The sequence below is a fragment of the Bacillus sp. R45 genome, from assembly GCF_021729365.1.
GTDB classification, from domain to species: Bacteria; Bacillota; Bacilli; order Bacillales; family Bacillaceae; genus Bacillus; species Bacillus velezensis.
The window spans coordinates 1,898,904-1,916,920 of sequence record NZ_CP091421.1; the positions used below are offsets into that span (position 1 = coordinate 1,898,904).

The window sequence follows — 18,017 nt, forward strand, 5'->3', positions numbered from 1 at the left end:
TTTCATTTCACTTCAAAAGCTGTCTTGCGATGACCATTCTTTGAATTTCTGACGTTCCTTCGCCAATCTCCATCAGCTTTGCGTCACGAAGCATACGTTCGACACCGCATTCCTTCATATAACCGGAACCGCCATGAATTTGGATGGCCTGAAGGCATGTTCTGACGGCCATTTCTGAAGCATAAAGCTTGGCGAATGCCGCTTCTTTCGTAAATGGCAGGTTTTGATCCTTCAGCCATGCCGCTTTAAGCACCATTTGTCTGGCAAGGTCAATTTCCATCGCCATATCGGCCAGCTTAAATTGAATGGCTTGAAATGACGATATCGGACTGCCGAACTGCTTGCGTTCCTTCGCATATGACAGCGACGCCTCCAGTGCGCCTTGAGCGATACCGACAGCCAGTGCCGCAATCGAGATCCGCCCGCCGTCTAATGTATATAAAAATTGTTTAAAACCTTTTTCAGGATCACCGAGCAGGTTATCGGCAGGCACCCTGACATCCTCCAGCACAAGCTCGGCCGTATCCGAGCCTCTCACACCCATCTTGTCGTACGGATTTGTGATCGTAAATCCCGGTGTGTCTGTCGGGACGATGAGAGCTGAAATGATCGGTTTTCCGGCGGAGTTCTTTCCCGTAACGGCGGTGACAATGACCGTGCGGGCGTAATTTGCGTTTGTGATCCAGCATTTTTCTCCGTTTATCACATAGTCATCGTCCTTTTTCTCGGCTTTTGTCTGGGTACCGCCGGCATCTGAACCGGCATTCGGCTCTGTCAGCCCGAATGATCCGAGCGCTTTTCCCGAAGCAAGCGGAATAAGATGTTCTTGCTTTTGCTGTTCAGTACCGAAATAGTATAATGGGCTTGCGCCGAGTGACACGGCTGCCGCGTAGCTCAGCCCCGTGCTGCCGCAGGCTTTTCCGATTTCTTCGACCGCTGCTGCATATGAAATGGTGTCACCGCCCGCCCCGCCGTATTCTTCCGGAAACGGAATTCCGAGCAGCCCGAGTTCGCCTATTTTTTTAAATGTGTCTATCGGGAAGACGGCTGATTGATCAACCTCATGGGCTTTCGGGGCAATTTCATTTTTGGCGAAATCTCTGACCATTTCGCGCACCATCTGCTGTTCTTTTGTCAGTTGAAAATTCATTAACCTTCCTCCTTCTGCTGCTTTCTACATTTTATTAATGGGGGTCTTTATTCATTCCATCCAAATAAAGTCTGAACATTCGGACTCATCCGCCGCAAAAAAAACTGACAGTGCCGCAACTGTCAGTTTTATTAATAATGGCTATTTAATCGTCCGTTTTGCGGAGGGACGGCTCTCATGGTGAAGCCTGTCAACAGAAGTAACGATATAGGTGCATGCTTCTTCCGACCGAATATCAGTATCTGAAAATGTCTGCGTCCGTGACGATGTTTTTCTGACTGTATCCACTAAATAAGGCTGCTTTCCCTTTTCTGCGCGGTAAATGGCGTAATAAGCCGTTTTTTTACCGTTGGATTTCGCATCTTCGATATAGAGTGTATGGCCTGAAGCATTCTTCTCCGCCCGTTTGACAGCCGGTTTTTTTAAAGCGGAATGTCCGAGCCAAGGCATCTCGGGAATTAATGCGGGCCGGCTGTACATGTCATTGATCAAACGGTTTTTCACATCGAGCGGATTACGGTTTAAATCCTTTAAACTGAAATGCATGCTGCCTTTTATCCATGCTGATCCTCTGTTTAGCGTAATCTGTCTTCCGTATTCTCCCGGGTCGGCCCAGGCCGGATCAGTATTGTTGTTGATTTTATAAGCTGCCTGCCCGATATATAAATGCACCGGCCGATTGTTCACTTCTTTTCCCCACCAATCCGCTAAGACGTCATATGCCGCCGCTTTAAATCCGATACTCCAGTAAATTTGCGGTGCGATGTAATCAATGTATCCTTTTTGGATCCATTCTCTTGTATCAGCATATAAGTCATCGTAGTTCCGCACCCCGGCGGCCGTTTCGGAGCCTGTCGGATCATCTGCGGCATTTCTCCATACGCCGAACGGGCTGATTCCGAATTTGACATAAGGTTTTTCTCGTTTGATGGTTTGGTTGATTTCTTTTACAAGCCGGTTGACGTTATCCCTGCGCCAGTCATCAACTGATGCAAAGTGAGCTTTTCCGTACCGTTCGTATTCCGCCTGATCGGGGAATTCCTGTCCGGCAATTTTATAAGGATAAAAATAATCATCCATATGAACCGCATCAATGTCATAACGGCTGACCACTTCTTTGATTCCATCCGTTATAAATTGTCTTACTTCCGGAATGCCCGGATTATAGTACAGCTGTTTTCCGTATGCAGCGACCCAGTCCGGATGGGAACGCGCGGGATGATCATCTGAAAGCGCATTCAAATTTGTGTGATTCATCGTGATCCGGTAAGGATTGAACCAAGCGTGAAATTCAAGATTCCGTTTATGTGTCTCTTCAACTAAAAAAGCAAGCGGATCGTAGCCGGGATTTTTGCCTTGGGTTCCTGTCAGATACTCTGACCAAGGCCCGTAATCTGATGGATAAAAAGCATCAGCCGCAGGCTTAATTTGGACGATAACGGCGTTCATTCCCATCTCTTGAACGTCATCCAGCAGCTTGCTGTATTCTCTTTTTTGCTCTTCCGGTGACAGCCCTTTTTTAGAGGGCCAGTCGATATTGGTGACAGACGCGATCCATACGGCTCGCATTTCTCTCTCCGGCTGAGTGCCGCTTGCTTGTGCGGATGCTGAGAACGTAAAGATGCCGGCTGTCAGTACAACGGCCAAAAACCATATCATGCTAAAACGGCAGCTTTTCATGTTTTTCCCCCTCTCTGCTTTACGGTATTCCGAAGCATTCCGGGCGGTGAATCAGAAAGCCTGCTTTGCTCCTCTCAGCCTAAAAGGGAAAGAAAAAAGTCCTAAAGCGAATCAAAACGCTTCAGGACTTTTTATGTTTTATGGCGGCGAGCACGTCAATGACCTTCGTTCCGACGCCGACGCATGTTTCAAGAATGGCCTGCGCTCCGGCAATGGACAAAATGAAAATAACCGGATGTGCATAGCGAGGCCAGACCAAATAGCAGATGCCGATCAATATGGCGCACCAGACGCCCGCACACCAATAACATTGCAGCATATAACCGAATGCGGAGGAAGGGACTTTTTTTTGGACGGCGCGCCCGTTTTGATCGACGGTTTTTTCTTGCTTTATAAAGGGTTTTCTTATGAATTCCGTAATCTTATCAAATACGATCAAATGGGTCAGCCGGTAGCTGGCAAGAATAATCATTACATACGTAAGCCAAGATAGGTTCGTCATCTCAAAGCCTCCAAAAAAAACTGAGTGTGATTCCCCTATCTTGCCCTTTGTCTTCTTCAGTCATTCTGCCGGATGTTACAGATTCCGCGCCAAGCGTCTTCCGCTGTTTGCGATGATGTCCAGTATGACCTCGGCATTTTTGTGTGCAAACTCGGGCTCAAACATATCTTTATGGGCTCCCTCGCCCTGATATTCCTGGTAGAGTCCCGTTGTGGCGCCTTCCCATTTCTTCGGCTCAGACTCAGCATTGTGCTCTTCCTTTAAGCCGGCCTCGATAAAATGGAGGTTTGCCGCAATTTGGCCGTCATTTATCAGTTCCGCCCAGTACGTTTGATAGCGCTCTGTTTTTCTGATGACCGCTTCCCTGACGGCTTCCGGGACATTTTCGGCTGTTGCGTTTGTTGGCTGCTGCGGCAGTGCGTCAAGCTTTCTGTACGCGTCTGCGATAATGACGTCGCTGATTTCTAAGCCGCGCTTTTCCATCGCTTTTGCAGCCTCGAATGCCGTATTGCCGCCCGCTGAATATCCGAAGAGGACATAAGGGCCTTCCGGCTGGATTTCCAGCATTTTATCAATGTATTGTTCCATTCTGCTGTCTTCTTCAATAAAGTTAAAACCGTACACAGCAGCCCGTCCATTTAATGCCGCCGCCAGATCTTTAAAGAAAATGCCGAAACCTGAGATAGGCGGAAAACAGAAAAGATTGCGGCCTTTCGGCTGATTCAGTCTGCTGATATGCTGTTCGGCAGCTTCTGACAGTGTGTTTGAATACAGCTTTTCAGCCAATTGTTCAATTGTCGGATATTCAAATATCATTTCAATCGGCACATCCATCTGCTGCCTGGTATTCAGCTGATGAATCACTTGCAATGCTTTCAAAGAATGGCCGCCCAGCTCAAAGAAGTCATCCTGTATGCCCAGCTCCCCGCAGCCGAGGATCGGCGTCCAAATGTCGATCAGCTCACGCTCTACCCAGTTTCGTGGCGGAACGGCTTTTGATGAAGCTTTTTTCCGTTCCGGCGCAGGCAGCCTGCGGCGGTCCACTTTGCCGTTTACGGTAAGCGGCATACGGTCAAGCTTCATCACATACTGTGGAATCATATAGTCGGGAAGCGACCTGGCCAATAGGGATCGAATGGCTCTTTCTTCAGCATGTGCGCCTGTATAATACGCACAAAGGGTTGCTTCTTGTCCTTCGTCTGACACGATGACTGCCGCTTCCCTGATTCCATCAATTTCAGTCAGCCGCGCTTCGATTTCGGCCGGCTCGATACGCTTCCCGCGAATCTTGAATTGACGGTCGATACGGCTGATGTATCCGATGCTTCCATCAGGCAGCCAGTGTGCCAAATCCCCTGTTCTGTAGATCTTTTCTTCAGGATGAACCGGGTGGCTGACAAATGCTTCACTTGTTAAGTCAGGCCTGTTTAAATAGCCTTTGGCAACCCCGTCCCCGCCGACACAAAGCTCACCGGGCACGCCGATCGGCGCAAGTCCGCCATTTTTATCAATGATATACGCGGTTGAATTGCTGATCGGTTTTCCGATTGGGATCGGCTGAGAAAAATCGTGCCTGATTTCGTAAAAGGTAGAAAATGTTGTATTTTCCGTCGGTCCGTATATGTTATAAAGGCTGAGATTCGGACAGCGGTGTCTGACCTTATTGATGAGCGCCGGGGACAATGCTTCTCCGCCGACATATAAGGTGTGCAATCCGGAAAACATCTTCGGATCCGCCTGGGCAAACTGGTTAAAAAGCGCCGTCGTCAAAAACAGAATCGTAATACGGTTGGAAGAAAGATAATTGCCGAACCTCTCAGGGGCAAGCATTGTCGTACGGTCAACCACATGGAGGCACGCTCCGTTCAATAGCGCTCCGAAGATTTCAAACGTCACTGCGTCAAAACCGATGGATCCTGTCAGAATGAGACGGTCCGTCGTGCCGGCTGACGTGTAATTACTGTTTGACACGAGCGATACGACGTTGCGGTTGGAAATCATCACGCCCTTCGGTTTTCCTGTTGAACCGGATGTATACATAATATAGGCAAGGTCACCAGGTGACGTAACGGTATTCAGTTTACCCGCCTCAGCTGTTTGTTTTTCAGCTGCAGCCGGGATAGAGATGATGTGAGAAAAGTCAATGTCAGTCTCAATCCCTTTTTGTACCGTTAACAGCTGTGCTCCGCTCTCAGTGAGCATTTCGGCGATCCTGTCGGATGGCAGTTCTGCATCGAGCGGAAGGTACGTCCCTCCCGCTTTCAATACAGCGAGAACAGCGATGATAAATTCCGGTGAGCGTTCGGCAAGAATCCCGGCAATTCCTTTTGGCGCCAAACCGTTTTCCAGCAGGATGCGGGCGAACGCAGTTGACCGTTCATCGAGCTCCCGGTACGTCATCGTCAGCCCGCCGGCGTGAAGCGCCTGATGGTCCGGGGTTTTCTTCACCTGTCGGCTGAACAGGCTGATGATGCTTTCGTCTCTTTCATACGTTGTTTTCGTGTCATTAAATTCGCCGATTATTCTTGATTTTTCCTTTTGTCCGAGCATCGGAAGCCGATCAGCGGGAACATCGGGATTGAAGGCGGCGCCGCGCAGCGCTTCTTCCAAGTGTCCTTTTACGCTCTCTATCCATACTTCGTCATAAACGTTCGCATTGTAGCTGAATTTGATGATCAGCTCATCGCCGGGCGCTATGATGAGGTTAAAATCGTAGCCCGATTGTTCCGAAACATTGACATTCCCGATCCGGAACGGTGCATCCGATTCCTTTTCCGCGTCTCTCATCTGCTGCTGAATCGGATAATTTTCAAACACGATGATATGGTCGATTAAATCCTGTTTCAGCTCAGTCTGAGATTGGATGTCAGCAAGCGGATGATAACTGAACGCCTCTGAATCAAGCATTTCTTTCTGGCAGCGGCCCAGCAGTTCTCTAAAGCTTTCGTCACCCGTTTTAATGCGTACCGGCACAGTATTGATAAACAGCCCGATCATGCTTTCCACGCCGTCAATGACGGAAGGCCGCCCTGATACGACGGCGCCGAATACGGCATCGTCCGTCCGGTTGTAGCGCTGCAGCATCAGGCCCCATACAGTCTGCATAAGAACCGCGAGCGTAGCGCCCTCTTCTTTGGCGATGGTTTTCAGCCTGTCTGTCAGATTTTGATCTAAAGAAAACAGGAGCTCTTTCTTACGGTAGCCTTTTTCCTGGGGACGGGCCGATATTTTCGGGAGTCCTGAGGGTGTCTCGCAGCCTGCTAAATATCCTTTCCAATACTCAGAAGCCGCGTCTTTGTCCTGATCAGTCAGCCATGTAATATACGTGCTGTAAGGCTTTGCGGGCGCCAATGTGACGGGTGAGCCTGATTCAATCGCCCGGTACATATGCATGAATTCCTGAAGGACGATGCCGAGGCACCAGCCGTCCATAAGGATGTGATGGTGGCTCCAGACGCATACATATTTTTCCTCAGCCGTTTTAAACAAAGACACACGCATCAGCATATCCTTTTGCAAGTCAAAGCCTTTTAAGCGGTCACGTTCCTTAAATCGCTGTAAGTAGGCGCTCTGTTCCGCTTCATCCAAATGTGTAAGATCTTCGCGGTGCAGCCGGAATTCCCGCTCACGCAGCACGACTTGGCGGGGGCCGTTCAGCTGAGCGACATGAGGTAAAAAAACCGTTCTGAAAATATCGTGACGGCTGATGACAGACTGTACGCTTTGCTCAAACAATTCCGGACGAAGCCGGCCTTTTATGGTGAAGACGGATTGCTCGATATATGCAGCCCCCTCCTTTTGCAGAAAGGAATGAAAAAGCATTCCTTCCTGCATTCGGCTGAGGGGATAAATATTTTGGATATTTTTTGTTTTGTCCATGTGTTCCTCCCGCTCGGTTTAGTGGAAGCTGAGTAAGTCGGCAATATCCTGCAAGGCTTCCTCAGTCAGCTCCCGATCATCAAAGTCACTGACAGTCTTCTCCGTATCGGTTTTGCTGAGGCAGTGTTCCGACAGTTTCAGGAGATAATACCGGCAGCTTTCGGACAGCCGTTCGATCGTATCTTGCCGGAAGCGCTCCGTTTCATAGGAAATGCTGACGGTCATCCGGCCTTTTGCCGCAATCGCGCTGATTTCAAGTGACTGCTCCCGTTTCCATGTATCTGTGACATCATCTCCGCCTCCCAAAGGAGAAAACTGAAACGCGTCAGGCTGTTCCGTTTCTGCCGGACTCCCGCCGGGCGCATCGAATTGTCCGAGATAATTAAAGCTGATCTCCGGTGCTTTCCCGAAAGTCATCCCGGCAAGCTTCGGCGGTGTTAAATATTTGAGGACGCCGTATCCGTTCCCTTTATCCGGAATGCGCCGCAATGTGTCTTTAACGGTTTTCAATGTGCGAATTTCATATTCTTCAAGAGGTTCATAAACTCCGCTCCGGACAAGCACCGGGTAAATGGAAGTGAACCACCCCACTGTCCTGCTGATGTCCGCACCTGCCTGCTCCGATTGGCGTCCGTGTCCTTCAAGGGCGATTTTCAAAGCGTGCCGCGGCGACCACTTTTGAAGGGCAAGCACGGCGGAAGCCAACAGCACATCTTGCGTATCCGTATTGTAGGCGCTGTGCACATCTTTCAACAGGGCGTCCGTTTCACTTTCTGTCAGAGTGAAGGATACCGTGTTCCGTTTTTTTGCAGGAGTTTGAGATAGATCTGCTTGCTCGTAAGGAAGACTTTCTGTTTCATAGTGTTCAATCTCCCGCCAATACTCCGCCTGCTGAAGAAGCTGTTTGCTTTCGGCATAATCGGCCAGCTGCTCCGTATATGTTTTGAATGACATGGTTTTCGGAGGGAGTTTGATTTCCTGTCCAGAGGCGGCCTGCTCATAAGCAGAAGCCAAGTCCTCCAATAAAATCCGCCATGATATCCCGTCGACAGCGAGATGATGGACCGTCAGAAACAAGTAATCTTCTGCTTCAGAGCGGAACAGCCCCGCCTGTACCAGCGGCCCGTTCTCCAAATCCATGTTTCTCTGAAGCTCTGCGACGCGGCGTTTTATAAAACGTTCCTTCTCATGCTCATCGCCTTCCGTTTCTAATATGGTCAGGTTGTAAAGCTGCTCATCTGCGAGGTCAGCCGGTCTGTTGAAGAGGAGAAGACCTTTCTCTTCGTCTTTTTTGCAGACAAGGCGCAAGGCATCATGATGAACGGTAATGGCTTTTAACGTTTTCCTGAGAGCCTCTTCATCTATTGAATTTGTTCTTGTCAGCATGACGGACTGGTTAAAATGATTTGCTTCCTTCATGTCTTGTGTGAAGAACCATTTGTGAACCGGCGACCACTTCACTTCTCCTTCTGCAGGAGCTTGGCTGACCGGCTGCCGCTCTGTACGGACATAAGGAGCCAGCTCTCTAATTGTCGGCCGGCTGAAAATATCTTTTACGGCGATCTGTTTTCCTGCCTGATGTAATCGGGCTGATACTTGCAGGGCTTTGATGGAATCGCCGCCCAGTTCAAAAAATGATTGATCCGCGGCAATGTTTTCAGTTCCGAGCACTTCGCTCCAAATCGCGGAAAGCTCTTTTTCCATGTCGCTTTCAGGCTCCGTAAATGCCCGTCCGGTGTGCGCTTTTTTCCGCGGCTCAGGAAGCGCGCGGCGGTCAAGCTTCCCGTTCGGTGTGACAGGCAGGGCTTCAAGTGTTTCAAAGAACGCCGGCACCATATAAGCGGGCATTTCATTTCTGAGCGCCTGCTGCACGGTTTCACTTTCTGTTCCTTCTTCTGTCACGATATAAGCGCATAGTTCCGTTTGGCCTGCTGATGCGGTATGAGCGGTGACGGCTGCTTCTTTGACACCTTTTATGCCTGTTAAGACCGATTCAATTTCTTTCAGTTCCACCCGGTAGCCTCTGATTTTGACTTGCTCGTCCATTCGGCCGATATATTGCAGCGTGCCGTCCGGCAGCCATTTTGCCAGATCGCCTGTGCGGTACATGCGCCGGTTCTTCTGGAACGGGTCTTGGACAAAGGCTTGGGCCGTTTGCTTAGGAAGATTGCGGTACCCTCTTGCAAGGCCGGAACCCGAAATGCAAAGTTCTCCCGTTACACCGATCGGCTGCGGGTGATCCCCGTTTAAAATATAAACGTGTGAATGCTCAATCGGCCGGCCGATCGTAATGTTCTCACTTTGTTCTATATGTCTTGCCGCTGTAGTGGCGACGCTGTTTTCCGTCGGGCCGTACTCATTGGCAAGCTCCGTGTGAGGACAAACCGATAAACTGCGGCTGATAATGTTTTGGTCGACAGCTTCTCCAGCTAATGTGACAATTCTGAGAGACTCTGCATCCCCCGGCTCCAGTACGTCAAGCAGTGTACGGTACAGTACGGGAACAATGATCATATGAGTGATGCGGTAAGATGCAAGATAGTGTTTAATGGCAAGAATATCTCTTGCTTCATCTTCGGCTAAAACGGCCGCTTTCGCACCGGAAATCAGCGGTGTGAACATACTTGTTACAAAACCGTCAAATGAAAATGAAAAAAGCTGAAGAACCGTATCTTTCTCATTCAGATCATAAAATCCGCTTCGCCATTGAAGGGTTTGGCTGACGGAACGATGTTCGACCATAACCCCTTTCGGCCTGCCTGTCGTCCCGGACGTGTAAATGATGTAAGCCAAATCTTCCGGTGCTGATAATGGCTGAACCGGTGATGCGTCTTGTTCTTGGATATCCTCCAGTGCGAGCACTTCACCTTTAAAATGATCAGGCACTTGATCTATTGCGCCGTGTACGGTAAGGAGAAGCGCTGTGCCGCTGTCTGAAATGATATATTGCTTGCGTTCCTCCGGGTATTCAGGATCTATCGGTACGTAGGCGCCCCCGGCTTTCCAAACCCCGAAGACTGCGGCGACTTGTTCCGGTGATCTCGGTATCACAATGCCGACGGCGGCATCCGGTCCGATCTGCCGTTTTTGCAGAGCTCTGGCGATTTTATTCGACCATTCATCTAATTCTTTATATGTGACCAACGTTTCCCCGCTGATAAGGGCTGCCGCATCCGGTGTTTTTCGCGCCTGAGTGATGAACAGTTCATGAACTGTTTTTTCAGGCAGCTGTTTATCCGTCATGCCGTTAAAGTCCGAAAGAATTCGGTCCCGTTCCGCAGCAGTCAGCATGCTGATCGCTTGTATAGAAGTTTCCGGTTCACGGACAATGTGTTCAAGCATCGTCATAAAGTGGGAAGCCCAGCGCTGCATCGTTTCTTTCCGGAATAAAGACGCCGCATATTCAAACAGAAAATGAATCTGTCCCCCGCCTTCAGAAGCCTGCAAAGTGACATCAAATTTGGAAACCGGACGGGACACGTCTGCAGGCTGAATATGCAAACCGTCCAACAGCAATTCCTCATGTTCCATATTCTGAACGACAAGCATGGCATCAAATAGCGGATTACGGCTTGTGTCCCGCTGCACGCCGATCCGCTCCACAAGCTCTTCAAACGGGTAGTCCTGATGCTCATACGCCTCAAGCGCCGCCTGGCGGACTTCCGCCAAATAATCGGTGAACCGTTTGTCCCCCTTCGGCTCCGTTCTGATGGCAAGCGTGTTGACGAACATCCCGAGAATCGGTTCAAGGTCTTTGTGCGGACGCCCGGCAATCGGCGAGCCGACGATGATGTCTTCCTGCCCGCTCAATCGCGCGAGTAACGTATTGTACGCGGCGAGAAGCACCATATACAAAGTGGAGCCGTGATCCCGGGCGATGCGGTGAAGGCCGGATGCCGTTTCAGCGTCAAGCGTGCACGATACGCTGCCGCCCGCAAAGCTTCTGACCGCCGGACGGGGCTTGTCAGCCGGAAGTTCAAGCACCGGAAGCTCTCCTTCAAGCCGCTTCAGCCAATAGGCTTCCTGCTTCTGGTATCCTTCCTTCTCCTGAAACGACCGCTGCCAGACGGCATAGTCTTTATATTGAAGGCGCATCGGCGCAAGCGAACGGCCTGCGTACAGCTCGCCGAATTCTTTAATCAAGGTGTTGACGGACACACCGTCAGAAATTATATGATGCATATCCGTTAATAAAAGATGGCGTTCATCCGATTCTTTCACGAGAGCCGCACGGAAGAGCGGCGCTTCTTCCAGACAAAACGGCCGGACGAATGCGTCAGCTGACTCGGCCTCATCGAGCTGAAACGGTACGCTGTCATGGATGCGCTGCACCGGTTCGCCGTCAGGCCCCGTTTCAAAGGACGTTCTGAGCGACTCATGCCGCTCAACAAGCTGCCGGAACGTCTCCTCCAGCCGGCTGCGGTCAAGCGGGCCCGTCAGTTCCAGCACAGCCGGCATATTGTAGCCGACACCGCCGTCTTCAAGCTGTTGGAGCACATACATCCGTTTCTGCGCTGAGGACACCGGGTAGGTGTCCTGTTTTTTCGCAGGCTGAATCGCTTCATACGGGCTCTCTTCCAAGTCCTGAATAACCGAAGCGAGCTCTTCCACCGTCGGCCGGGCGAAGATGTCCTGTAACGGCACCTGAACACCGAACTCTTTGGCGATGCGGGAGACGAGAGCCGTCGCTTTTAACGAATGGCCTCCCCGCTCAAAAAAGTGATCCCGGATGCCGACGGGGCCGTTTTTCAGCACCTCTTCCCAAAGGGCGCAAAGCTTCATTTCCGTGACGTTCCGCGGGGCGGTGTACGCCTGTCTGTCTGCCGCTCCGCCGGGAGCCGGCAGCGCGCGGCGGTCAAGCTTTCCGCTCGGCGTGACCGGCCATTCGCTCATCTCTATAAACTGAGCCGGCATCATGTAGGCCGGAAGACGTGTGGCAAGCTCCGCCCGCACGTCATCGCTTTTTCGTCCTTCAATATAGGCGTAAAGCGCGGTTTCGCCGTCTTCGGTCCGGGCAGTGACTGCCGCCTCACGAATGCCGTCGATGCGCCGGATCGCCGCTTCGATTTCCCCCGGTTCAATCCGGTAGCCGCGGACTTTCACCTGTCCGTCTGAACGACCGAGCCATTCGACAAGGCCGTCTTCTGTCCAGCGTACGATATCGCCCGTCTGATACATGCGTTCTCCCGGATAAAACGGATCATCGAGAAAACGCTCCTCCGTCAGCTCAGGCCGGTTCAGATAGCCGCGGGCCACGCCGGTCCCCGCGATGTACAGCTCTCCGATACAGCCCGGCGGCAGAAGCTGTTTCTTTTGATTTAAAATATACAGCCGCATGTTATGTCCGGAACTGCCGATCGGAACATTGTGAAATTCCTTTCCTTGCGGCAAATCGAAGTACGCCGCTTCTACCGTCGCTTCCGTCGGACCGTAGGAATTTGTCAATTCCGTTCCCGGCAGAAGGTCATAAAAACGGGAAACCAAGTGCGGGCCCAATTGTTCGCCCCCGGCAAAAACCCTTTTTAAGCAGGTCTTTTTGATCGGCTGTTTTCTGGAATTTATATATTCCAAGAAAGCATGAAGCATGGATGGCACAAAATGAGCTGCCGTGATGCGGTTTTTCTCCAATGCGTTCAGTATCATTTCAGGGTCCTTCTCGCCGCCTTGCGGAAGGAGAAAAACAGAAGCTCCCGCGATCGGCCACCAAAACAGCTCCCAAATCGAAGCATCGAAAGAGTATGATGTTTTATGCAAAATGGTGTCGGAATCCTTTATTCCATAACGCGTTTGCAGCGAGTATAAAAAGTTTACGGCTGACTGATGTTCAACCTGCACGCCTTTTGGGCGTCCCGTAGAACCGGATGTATAGATGATATAAGCCAATGAATCAGGCTTTACCGGAACATTGGGGTTGGCCGCAGCTTCCGGGTTTCCTGTTTGTCCGCTTTTCAGAGAGATCGTTTCTCCCTTAAAAAGATCTGGTGCGAAAAGTTCTGGTTCTGCCAGTAAGAATTTCACGCCGCTGTCTTTCAGTAAAAAGCGAATCCGCTCTTCCGGGTAATCCGGATCAATCGGCAGATATGCACCGCCTGCTTTTAAGACAGCGTAAATGCCGATCAGCATGTCAGGAGAACGCCGGCCCATAATGGCAGTTTTATCCTCCAGCCTTATCCCCCGTTTGATCAGCCGGTGCGCAAGCTCATTCGCTCTTTCGTTCAGTTCCTGATACGTAATCGAAATGTCATCAGTTAAAATCGCCGGACGGTCCGGCGTTTTTTCCGCCTGTTGTTCCAGCAGCTCATGAAGAGGCTGATGAAGCGGAAACGCTGTTTTCTGCAAGGGGCTGAAATTTTGAAGCAGAGACACTTCTTCTTTTTCTGACAAAACAGAAATATCGTCTAATTCCAAACCCGGATCAGCTGCGGCGTTTTCGGCAAGTGTCGTGAAAAATTCCGCCCATTTTTGAATCGTTTTTCTCTCAAACAAATCAGTGCTGTATTCAAACTGGCAGTACAATTCACCGGCGTTTTCGGAGATGTACAGCGATAAGTCAAATTTAGAAATCGGCAGGCTGACGTCTGCCGGCTGCAGTTCAAGTCCGGCTGCCCTAAGCTTCTGCTGTTCCATATTTTGCAGCGCAAATGTTGTGTCAAACAGCGGATTTCGGGACATGTCCCGCGGCACACCGAGCTTATCGACGAGCTCTTCTAACGGGTAATCCTGATGCTCGTAAGCCTCAAGCGCTGTTTGGCGAATTTCCTTTAAATATTCTTTGAACGTCATGCTTCCGTCGGGACGCGTCCTGAAAGCGAGCGTATTGACAAACATGCCCAGAACGGCGTCAAGGTCGGCATGAGGCCTTCCTGCAATCGGAGACCCGACAATCATATCTTCCTGTCCGCTTAAACGGGCTAACAGAACCGTGTACACACCGAGCAGCGTCATATAAAGTGTGCATTTGTTTTCTTTCGCCAGCTTTTTCAACTGTGCTGTATGTTTTTCGCTGATGACAAATGACACCCGGTCACCGGAAAAGCTCCGCACCGGGGGACGCGGCTTATCAGCCGGCAATTCAAGCACGGGAATCTCCCCGGCAAGCCGGTTCAGCCAGTACTCCTCTTGTTTCCGATATGCGGCGCCCGCCTTAAATGATTGCTGCCAGACGGCATAATCTTTGTATTGAATCCGTAACGGCGGCAGACTTCTCTCGGCATACAGCTCACTGAATTCACGTATCAAAAGATTGACGGATACGCCGTCTGAAATAATATGATGCATGTCAGCTAAAAGCAGATGCCGGTCTTTTTCTATTTGGACAAATCCCGCCCGGAAAAGAGGCGCTTTGCCGAGATCGAACGGCCGGATAAACGCTTCGGCTGATTGTTCTTTTGTAAATGCAAACGGCACTTCGTCATGAATCCTCTGCACAGGCCGGCCGTTTTTTTCTTCAAAGGACGTTCTGAGCGGTTCATGCCGCCGGATCAGCTCCTTGAACACGGCTTCCATCCTGTCTCGGTCAAACGGCCCCTTCACCTCTAAAACGGCTGGAATGTTATAACTGACACCGCCATTTTCAAGCTGGTGAAGGACATACATCCGTTTTTGAGCGGATGAGACAGGATAAGTTTCTTTTGCTTCTGTCTTTTCTATGGATGCGAACGGATTCTCTTCTGCTTCACCGATGATTTTGGCGAGTTCTTCTACAGTCGGATAGCTGAAGACATCACTCAGCGGGATTTGCACGCTGCACTCTTTAGCTATTTTTGCAACGAGTGCCGTCGCCTTTAATGAATGGCCGCCAAGCTCGAAAAAGTGATCGTGAACGCCGATCGGGCCGGTTTGAAGCACTTCTTCCCATATGCGGGTAAGCTTCAGCTCGGTCACATTCCGGGGAGCTGTATATTGACGGCCCGCTGCGTACGCTGAAGCTTCCGGAAGGGCCCGCTGATCGACTTTACCGTTCGCAGTGAGCGGAATCGCGTCAACGAAAGCCCATTTGACCGGAATCATATAATCAGGCAGCTCTTTGGCCAAATCACTTCGCAGCTGAGAAGGATCAGTCGCTTGTGAGACGCTGCAGTAGGCGCATAATTCATTTTCGCCCGACTCATTCGTTTGAATCAGCACGGCAGCTTCTTTCACGGCATGATGATTTGCCAGAACGGTTTCAATTTCCTTCGGTTCAATCCGGTACCCTCTGATCTTCACTTGATCATCTGTCCGGCCGATGTATTCAATTTGGCCGTCCGCACGCAGTCTTGCAAAATCTCCGGTCCGGTACATGACGGCGCCCTTTCTGAACGGATCCGGCAAAAATTTCTCTTCCGTCAGCGCCGGATTGTTCACATAGCCTCTTCCTGTATTCGCTCCGGAAATATACAATTCTCCCGCAATTCCGAGAGGCTGAAGCTGTCTGTTTTTGCTGAGAATATACATCTTGTTATGATGGATCGGTTTCCCGATCGGCGGATGTTCAGGTATGTCATCTCCCGCAGAAATCGTATACGTTGAAACCACATGGGTTTCTGACGGGCCGTAATGATTATGCAGCTGCATACCGTGTAAACGGAGCGTCTGCCTGAACAAACGTGAGATAGTCAGCTGCTCCCCGGCCGTAATGACATGCTTCACACAGCGGGGAAAAGACTGTGCATAACCTTCTTCATTGAAAAGCATCTTGATAAACGCAGTCGGGAAAAACACCACTTCCGTTTTGTGCTGATCGATAAACGAATACAGCTGAGAAACATCCCGTTTGATTGATTCGGGCACGATACAAAGGGTGCCGCCGCTCAAGAGTACTGAAAATAACTCCTGATAGCAGACGTCAAACGCCAAAGATGCGTACTGCAGCACATTTGTGCAAAAATCAATGCCTGTGTTCGTCAATTGGTCAGAAAGAAGGTTGGCCATATTTTTATGTTCGAGCAGCACGCCCTTCGGTTTCCCTGTCGTACCGGATGTATAAATCATATAAAGGAGGTCGTCCGCCGTATTAATGGATTGCACATTGCTTCCGTCCGCTTCCGTCCCGGCCTCTTCTATATATGTAACCTGCAGCGTTTGTTCCGCGGGGAGTGACTGATGCCGCTCTGTTACAACATGGATGCAGCCGCTGTTTTCAATAACATATCGGATACGCTCCTTTGGACTGCCCGGATCTATCGGAACAAAGGCGCCGCCCGCTTTTAAAATACCGAGAACGGCCGCCGCTAAAGAAGGAGAACGGCCGAGCATGACGCCTACCGGCTCCTCCCGCTTTAATCCGCGTTTTTGCAGCAGACGGGCCAGCTTATTAGCCGATTCATTCAGCTCTTTGTACGTCACTGACCCGCCTTCATACCGGATCGCGATTTGATCCGGCGTTTGCGCGGCCTGCCGTTCAAACATCGCATGAATCGTGTCATACTTAGGCTTTTCAGTTTCTTCAGAAATCGGAGCAAGCAGCTGCTCTTTTTCCTCAGGAGTGATGATTACAAGCTTATCCGGCGTGATATCAGGTTTGTCGAGAATCTGGGAAACGATATGTGTCAAATGACCTTTGATATTTTCGATAAATTGGCGGTCATACACGCTTGAATCGTATCTCATTTTCAAGTGAATCTCGTCACCCGGCGCCACCATCAGGTAAAAACTGTAATTGGTTTCGTCTTCCATGCTGAAATCATGGATGTGAAAAAGGTCTTTCGTGTCCCCCTTGCTGTTCAGTACATCAAGCTCTTGTTCAACCGGATAATTCTCAAAGACGAGAATATGGTCAATTAAGCCTTGTTTTACCTGTGAATTCGCCTGTATATCATAAAGCGGATGATAGCTGTATGCCTGTCCTTTCAAAGCGTCCTTTTGCACGTTTTTGATCAGCTTTTGAAACGGGATGTCCGCCCCGCTGATCCGGACAGGCACGGTATTAATGAACAGGCCGATCATTCGCTCGATGCCTTCGATTTCAGACGGCCTTCCGGAAATAACAGAACCAAAAACCGCATCTTCTGTCTGGTTATACGCCTGAAGCAAAATGCCCCAGAGCGTGTGGAAAATGGTGCTCAGCGTGACCTCTTCTTTCACGGCCAGATCTTTCAGCTTAGCCGTGTCCTCTTTTGAAAAGGAAAACGTCACTTCCTCTTGTCTGCTTTCGCCGGCTTTTTTCTGCTTCGGCAGAACAGTCTGCTGCTCAAAGCCTTCAAGGTATCGCTCCCAGTACGAAGCGGCTTTTTCTTTATCTTGCTCCATCAGCCACTTGATGTAGGTCCCGTACGGCACAGCAGGCTCAAGCGTTAACGGTGTCCGGCGAAGCCGCGAGGCATATATCTGGAAGAACTCTTTCAGCACGATCCCTAGACACCAGCCATCCATAATAATGTGATGAAAACTCCAAATGCACGTATATTCACATTCTCCGGTTTGAAGCAGCGTCACCCGCATCAGCATGTCTTTTTGCAGGTGAAATCCTTTCTTTCGGTCTCTTCGTTTGGCTTCTTCAATATGCTTGATTTGATCAGCCTTGTTTAAATTGGTGAGATTTTCCTCAATGATGCTGACGTTCCGCTCTTTTAATACGACCTGCTGCGGCACTGACACGTTCTGGCTGATAAAAATCGTTCTGAAAATATCATGTCTTTCGAAAAGGGCATGAACGCTCTCTTCAAACACGCGGGTGTCAACCTTCCCCGTTATTGAAAAGGAGGCCTGCTCGGCGTAAGCCTGTGATTCCTTTTGCAGGAGGGAATGAAAAAGCATTCCTTCCTGCATATAAGACAGCGGATAAATATCCTGAATTGCATTCTTTTTTGTCATGTTATAATCTCC

General features: G+C 50.1%; 5 protein-coding genes. All 5 read right to left on the reverse strand.

The genetic code is table 11. The features are described from left to right. Positions 1–7 precede the first annotated feature (7 nt). Positions 8–1,150, reverse strand: coding sequence for an acyl-CoA dehydrogenase family protein (locus L3V45_RS09120; protein WP_014305112.1), 1,143 nt, complete (start codon positions 1,148–1,150; stop codon positions 8–10). Positions 1,151–1,291: 141 nt separating this feature from the next. After that, complete coding sequence (locus L3V45_RS09125) at positions 1,292–2,830, reverse strand: glycoside hydrolase family 10-like protein (RefSeq protein ID WP_236837370.1); 1,539 nt, start codon at positions 2,828–2,830, stop codon at positions 1,292–1,294. Between the two features lie 121 nt (positions 2,831–2,951). Further along, a complete protein-coding gene (locus tag L3V45_RS09130; RefSeq protein WP_003153891.1) occupies positions 2,952–3,332 on the reverse strand; it encodes a DUF1360 domain-containing protein in 381 nt (126 codons plus the stop codon). 75 nt (positions 3,333–3,407) lie between these two features. Then, positions 3,408–7,211 (reverse strand): non-ribosomal peptide synthetase, encoded by a 3,804-nt coding sequence (locus L3V45_RS09135; RefSeq protein ID WP_236837372.1) that lies wholly within the window; start codon positions 7,209–7,211, stop codon positions 3,408–3,410. A gap of 18 nt (positions 7,212–7,229) precedes the next feature. Next, a complete protein-coding gene (locus L3V45_RS09140) occupies positions 7,230–18,005 on the reverse strand; it encodes a non-ribosomal peptide synthetase (RefSeq protein WP_236837374.1) in 10,776 nt (3,591 codons plus the stop codon). Positions 18,006–18,017 lie beyond the last annotated feature (12 nt).

Coding starts and splice junctions, on each gene's coding strand:
- L3V45_RS09120 (WP_014305112.1), bottom strand. CDS start 1,150: ATGAATTTTCAACTGACAAAAGAACAGCAGATGGTGCGCGAAATGGTC.
- L3V45_RS09125 (WP_236837370.1), bottom strand. CDS start 2,830: ATGAAAAGCTGCCGTTTTAGCATGATATGGTTTTTGGCCGTTGTACTG.
- L3V45_RS09130 (WP_003153891.1), bottom strand. CDS start 3,332: ATGACGAACCTATCTTGGCTTACGTATGTAATGATTATTCTTGCCAGC.
- L3V45_RS09135 (WP_236837372.1), bottom strand. CDS start 7,211: ATGGACAAAACAAAAAATATCCAAAATATTTATCCCCTCAGCCGAATG.
- L3V45_RS09140 (WP_236837374.1), bottom strand. CDS start 18,005: ATGACAAAAAAGAATGCAATTCAGGATATTTATCCGCTGTCTTATATG.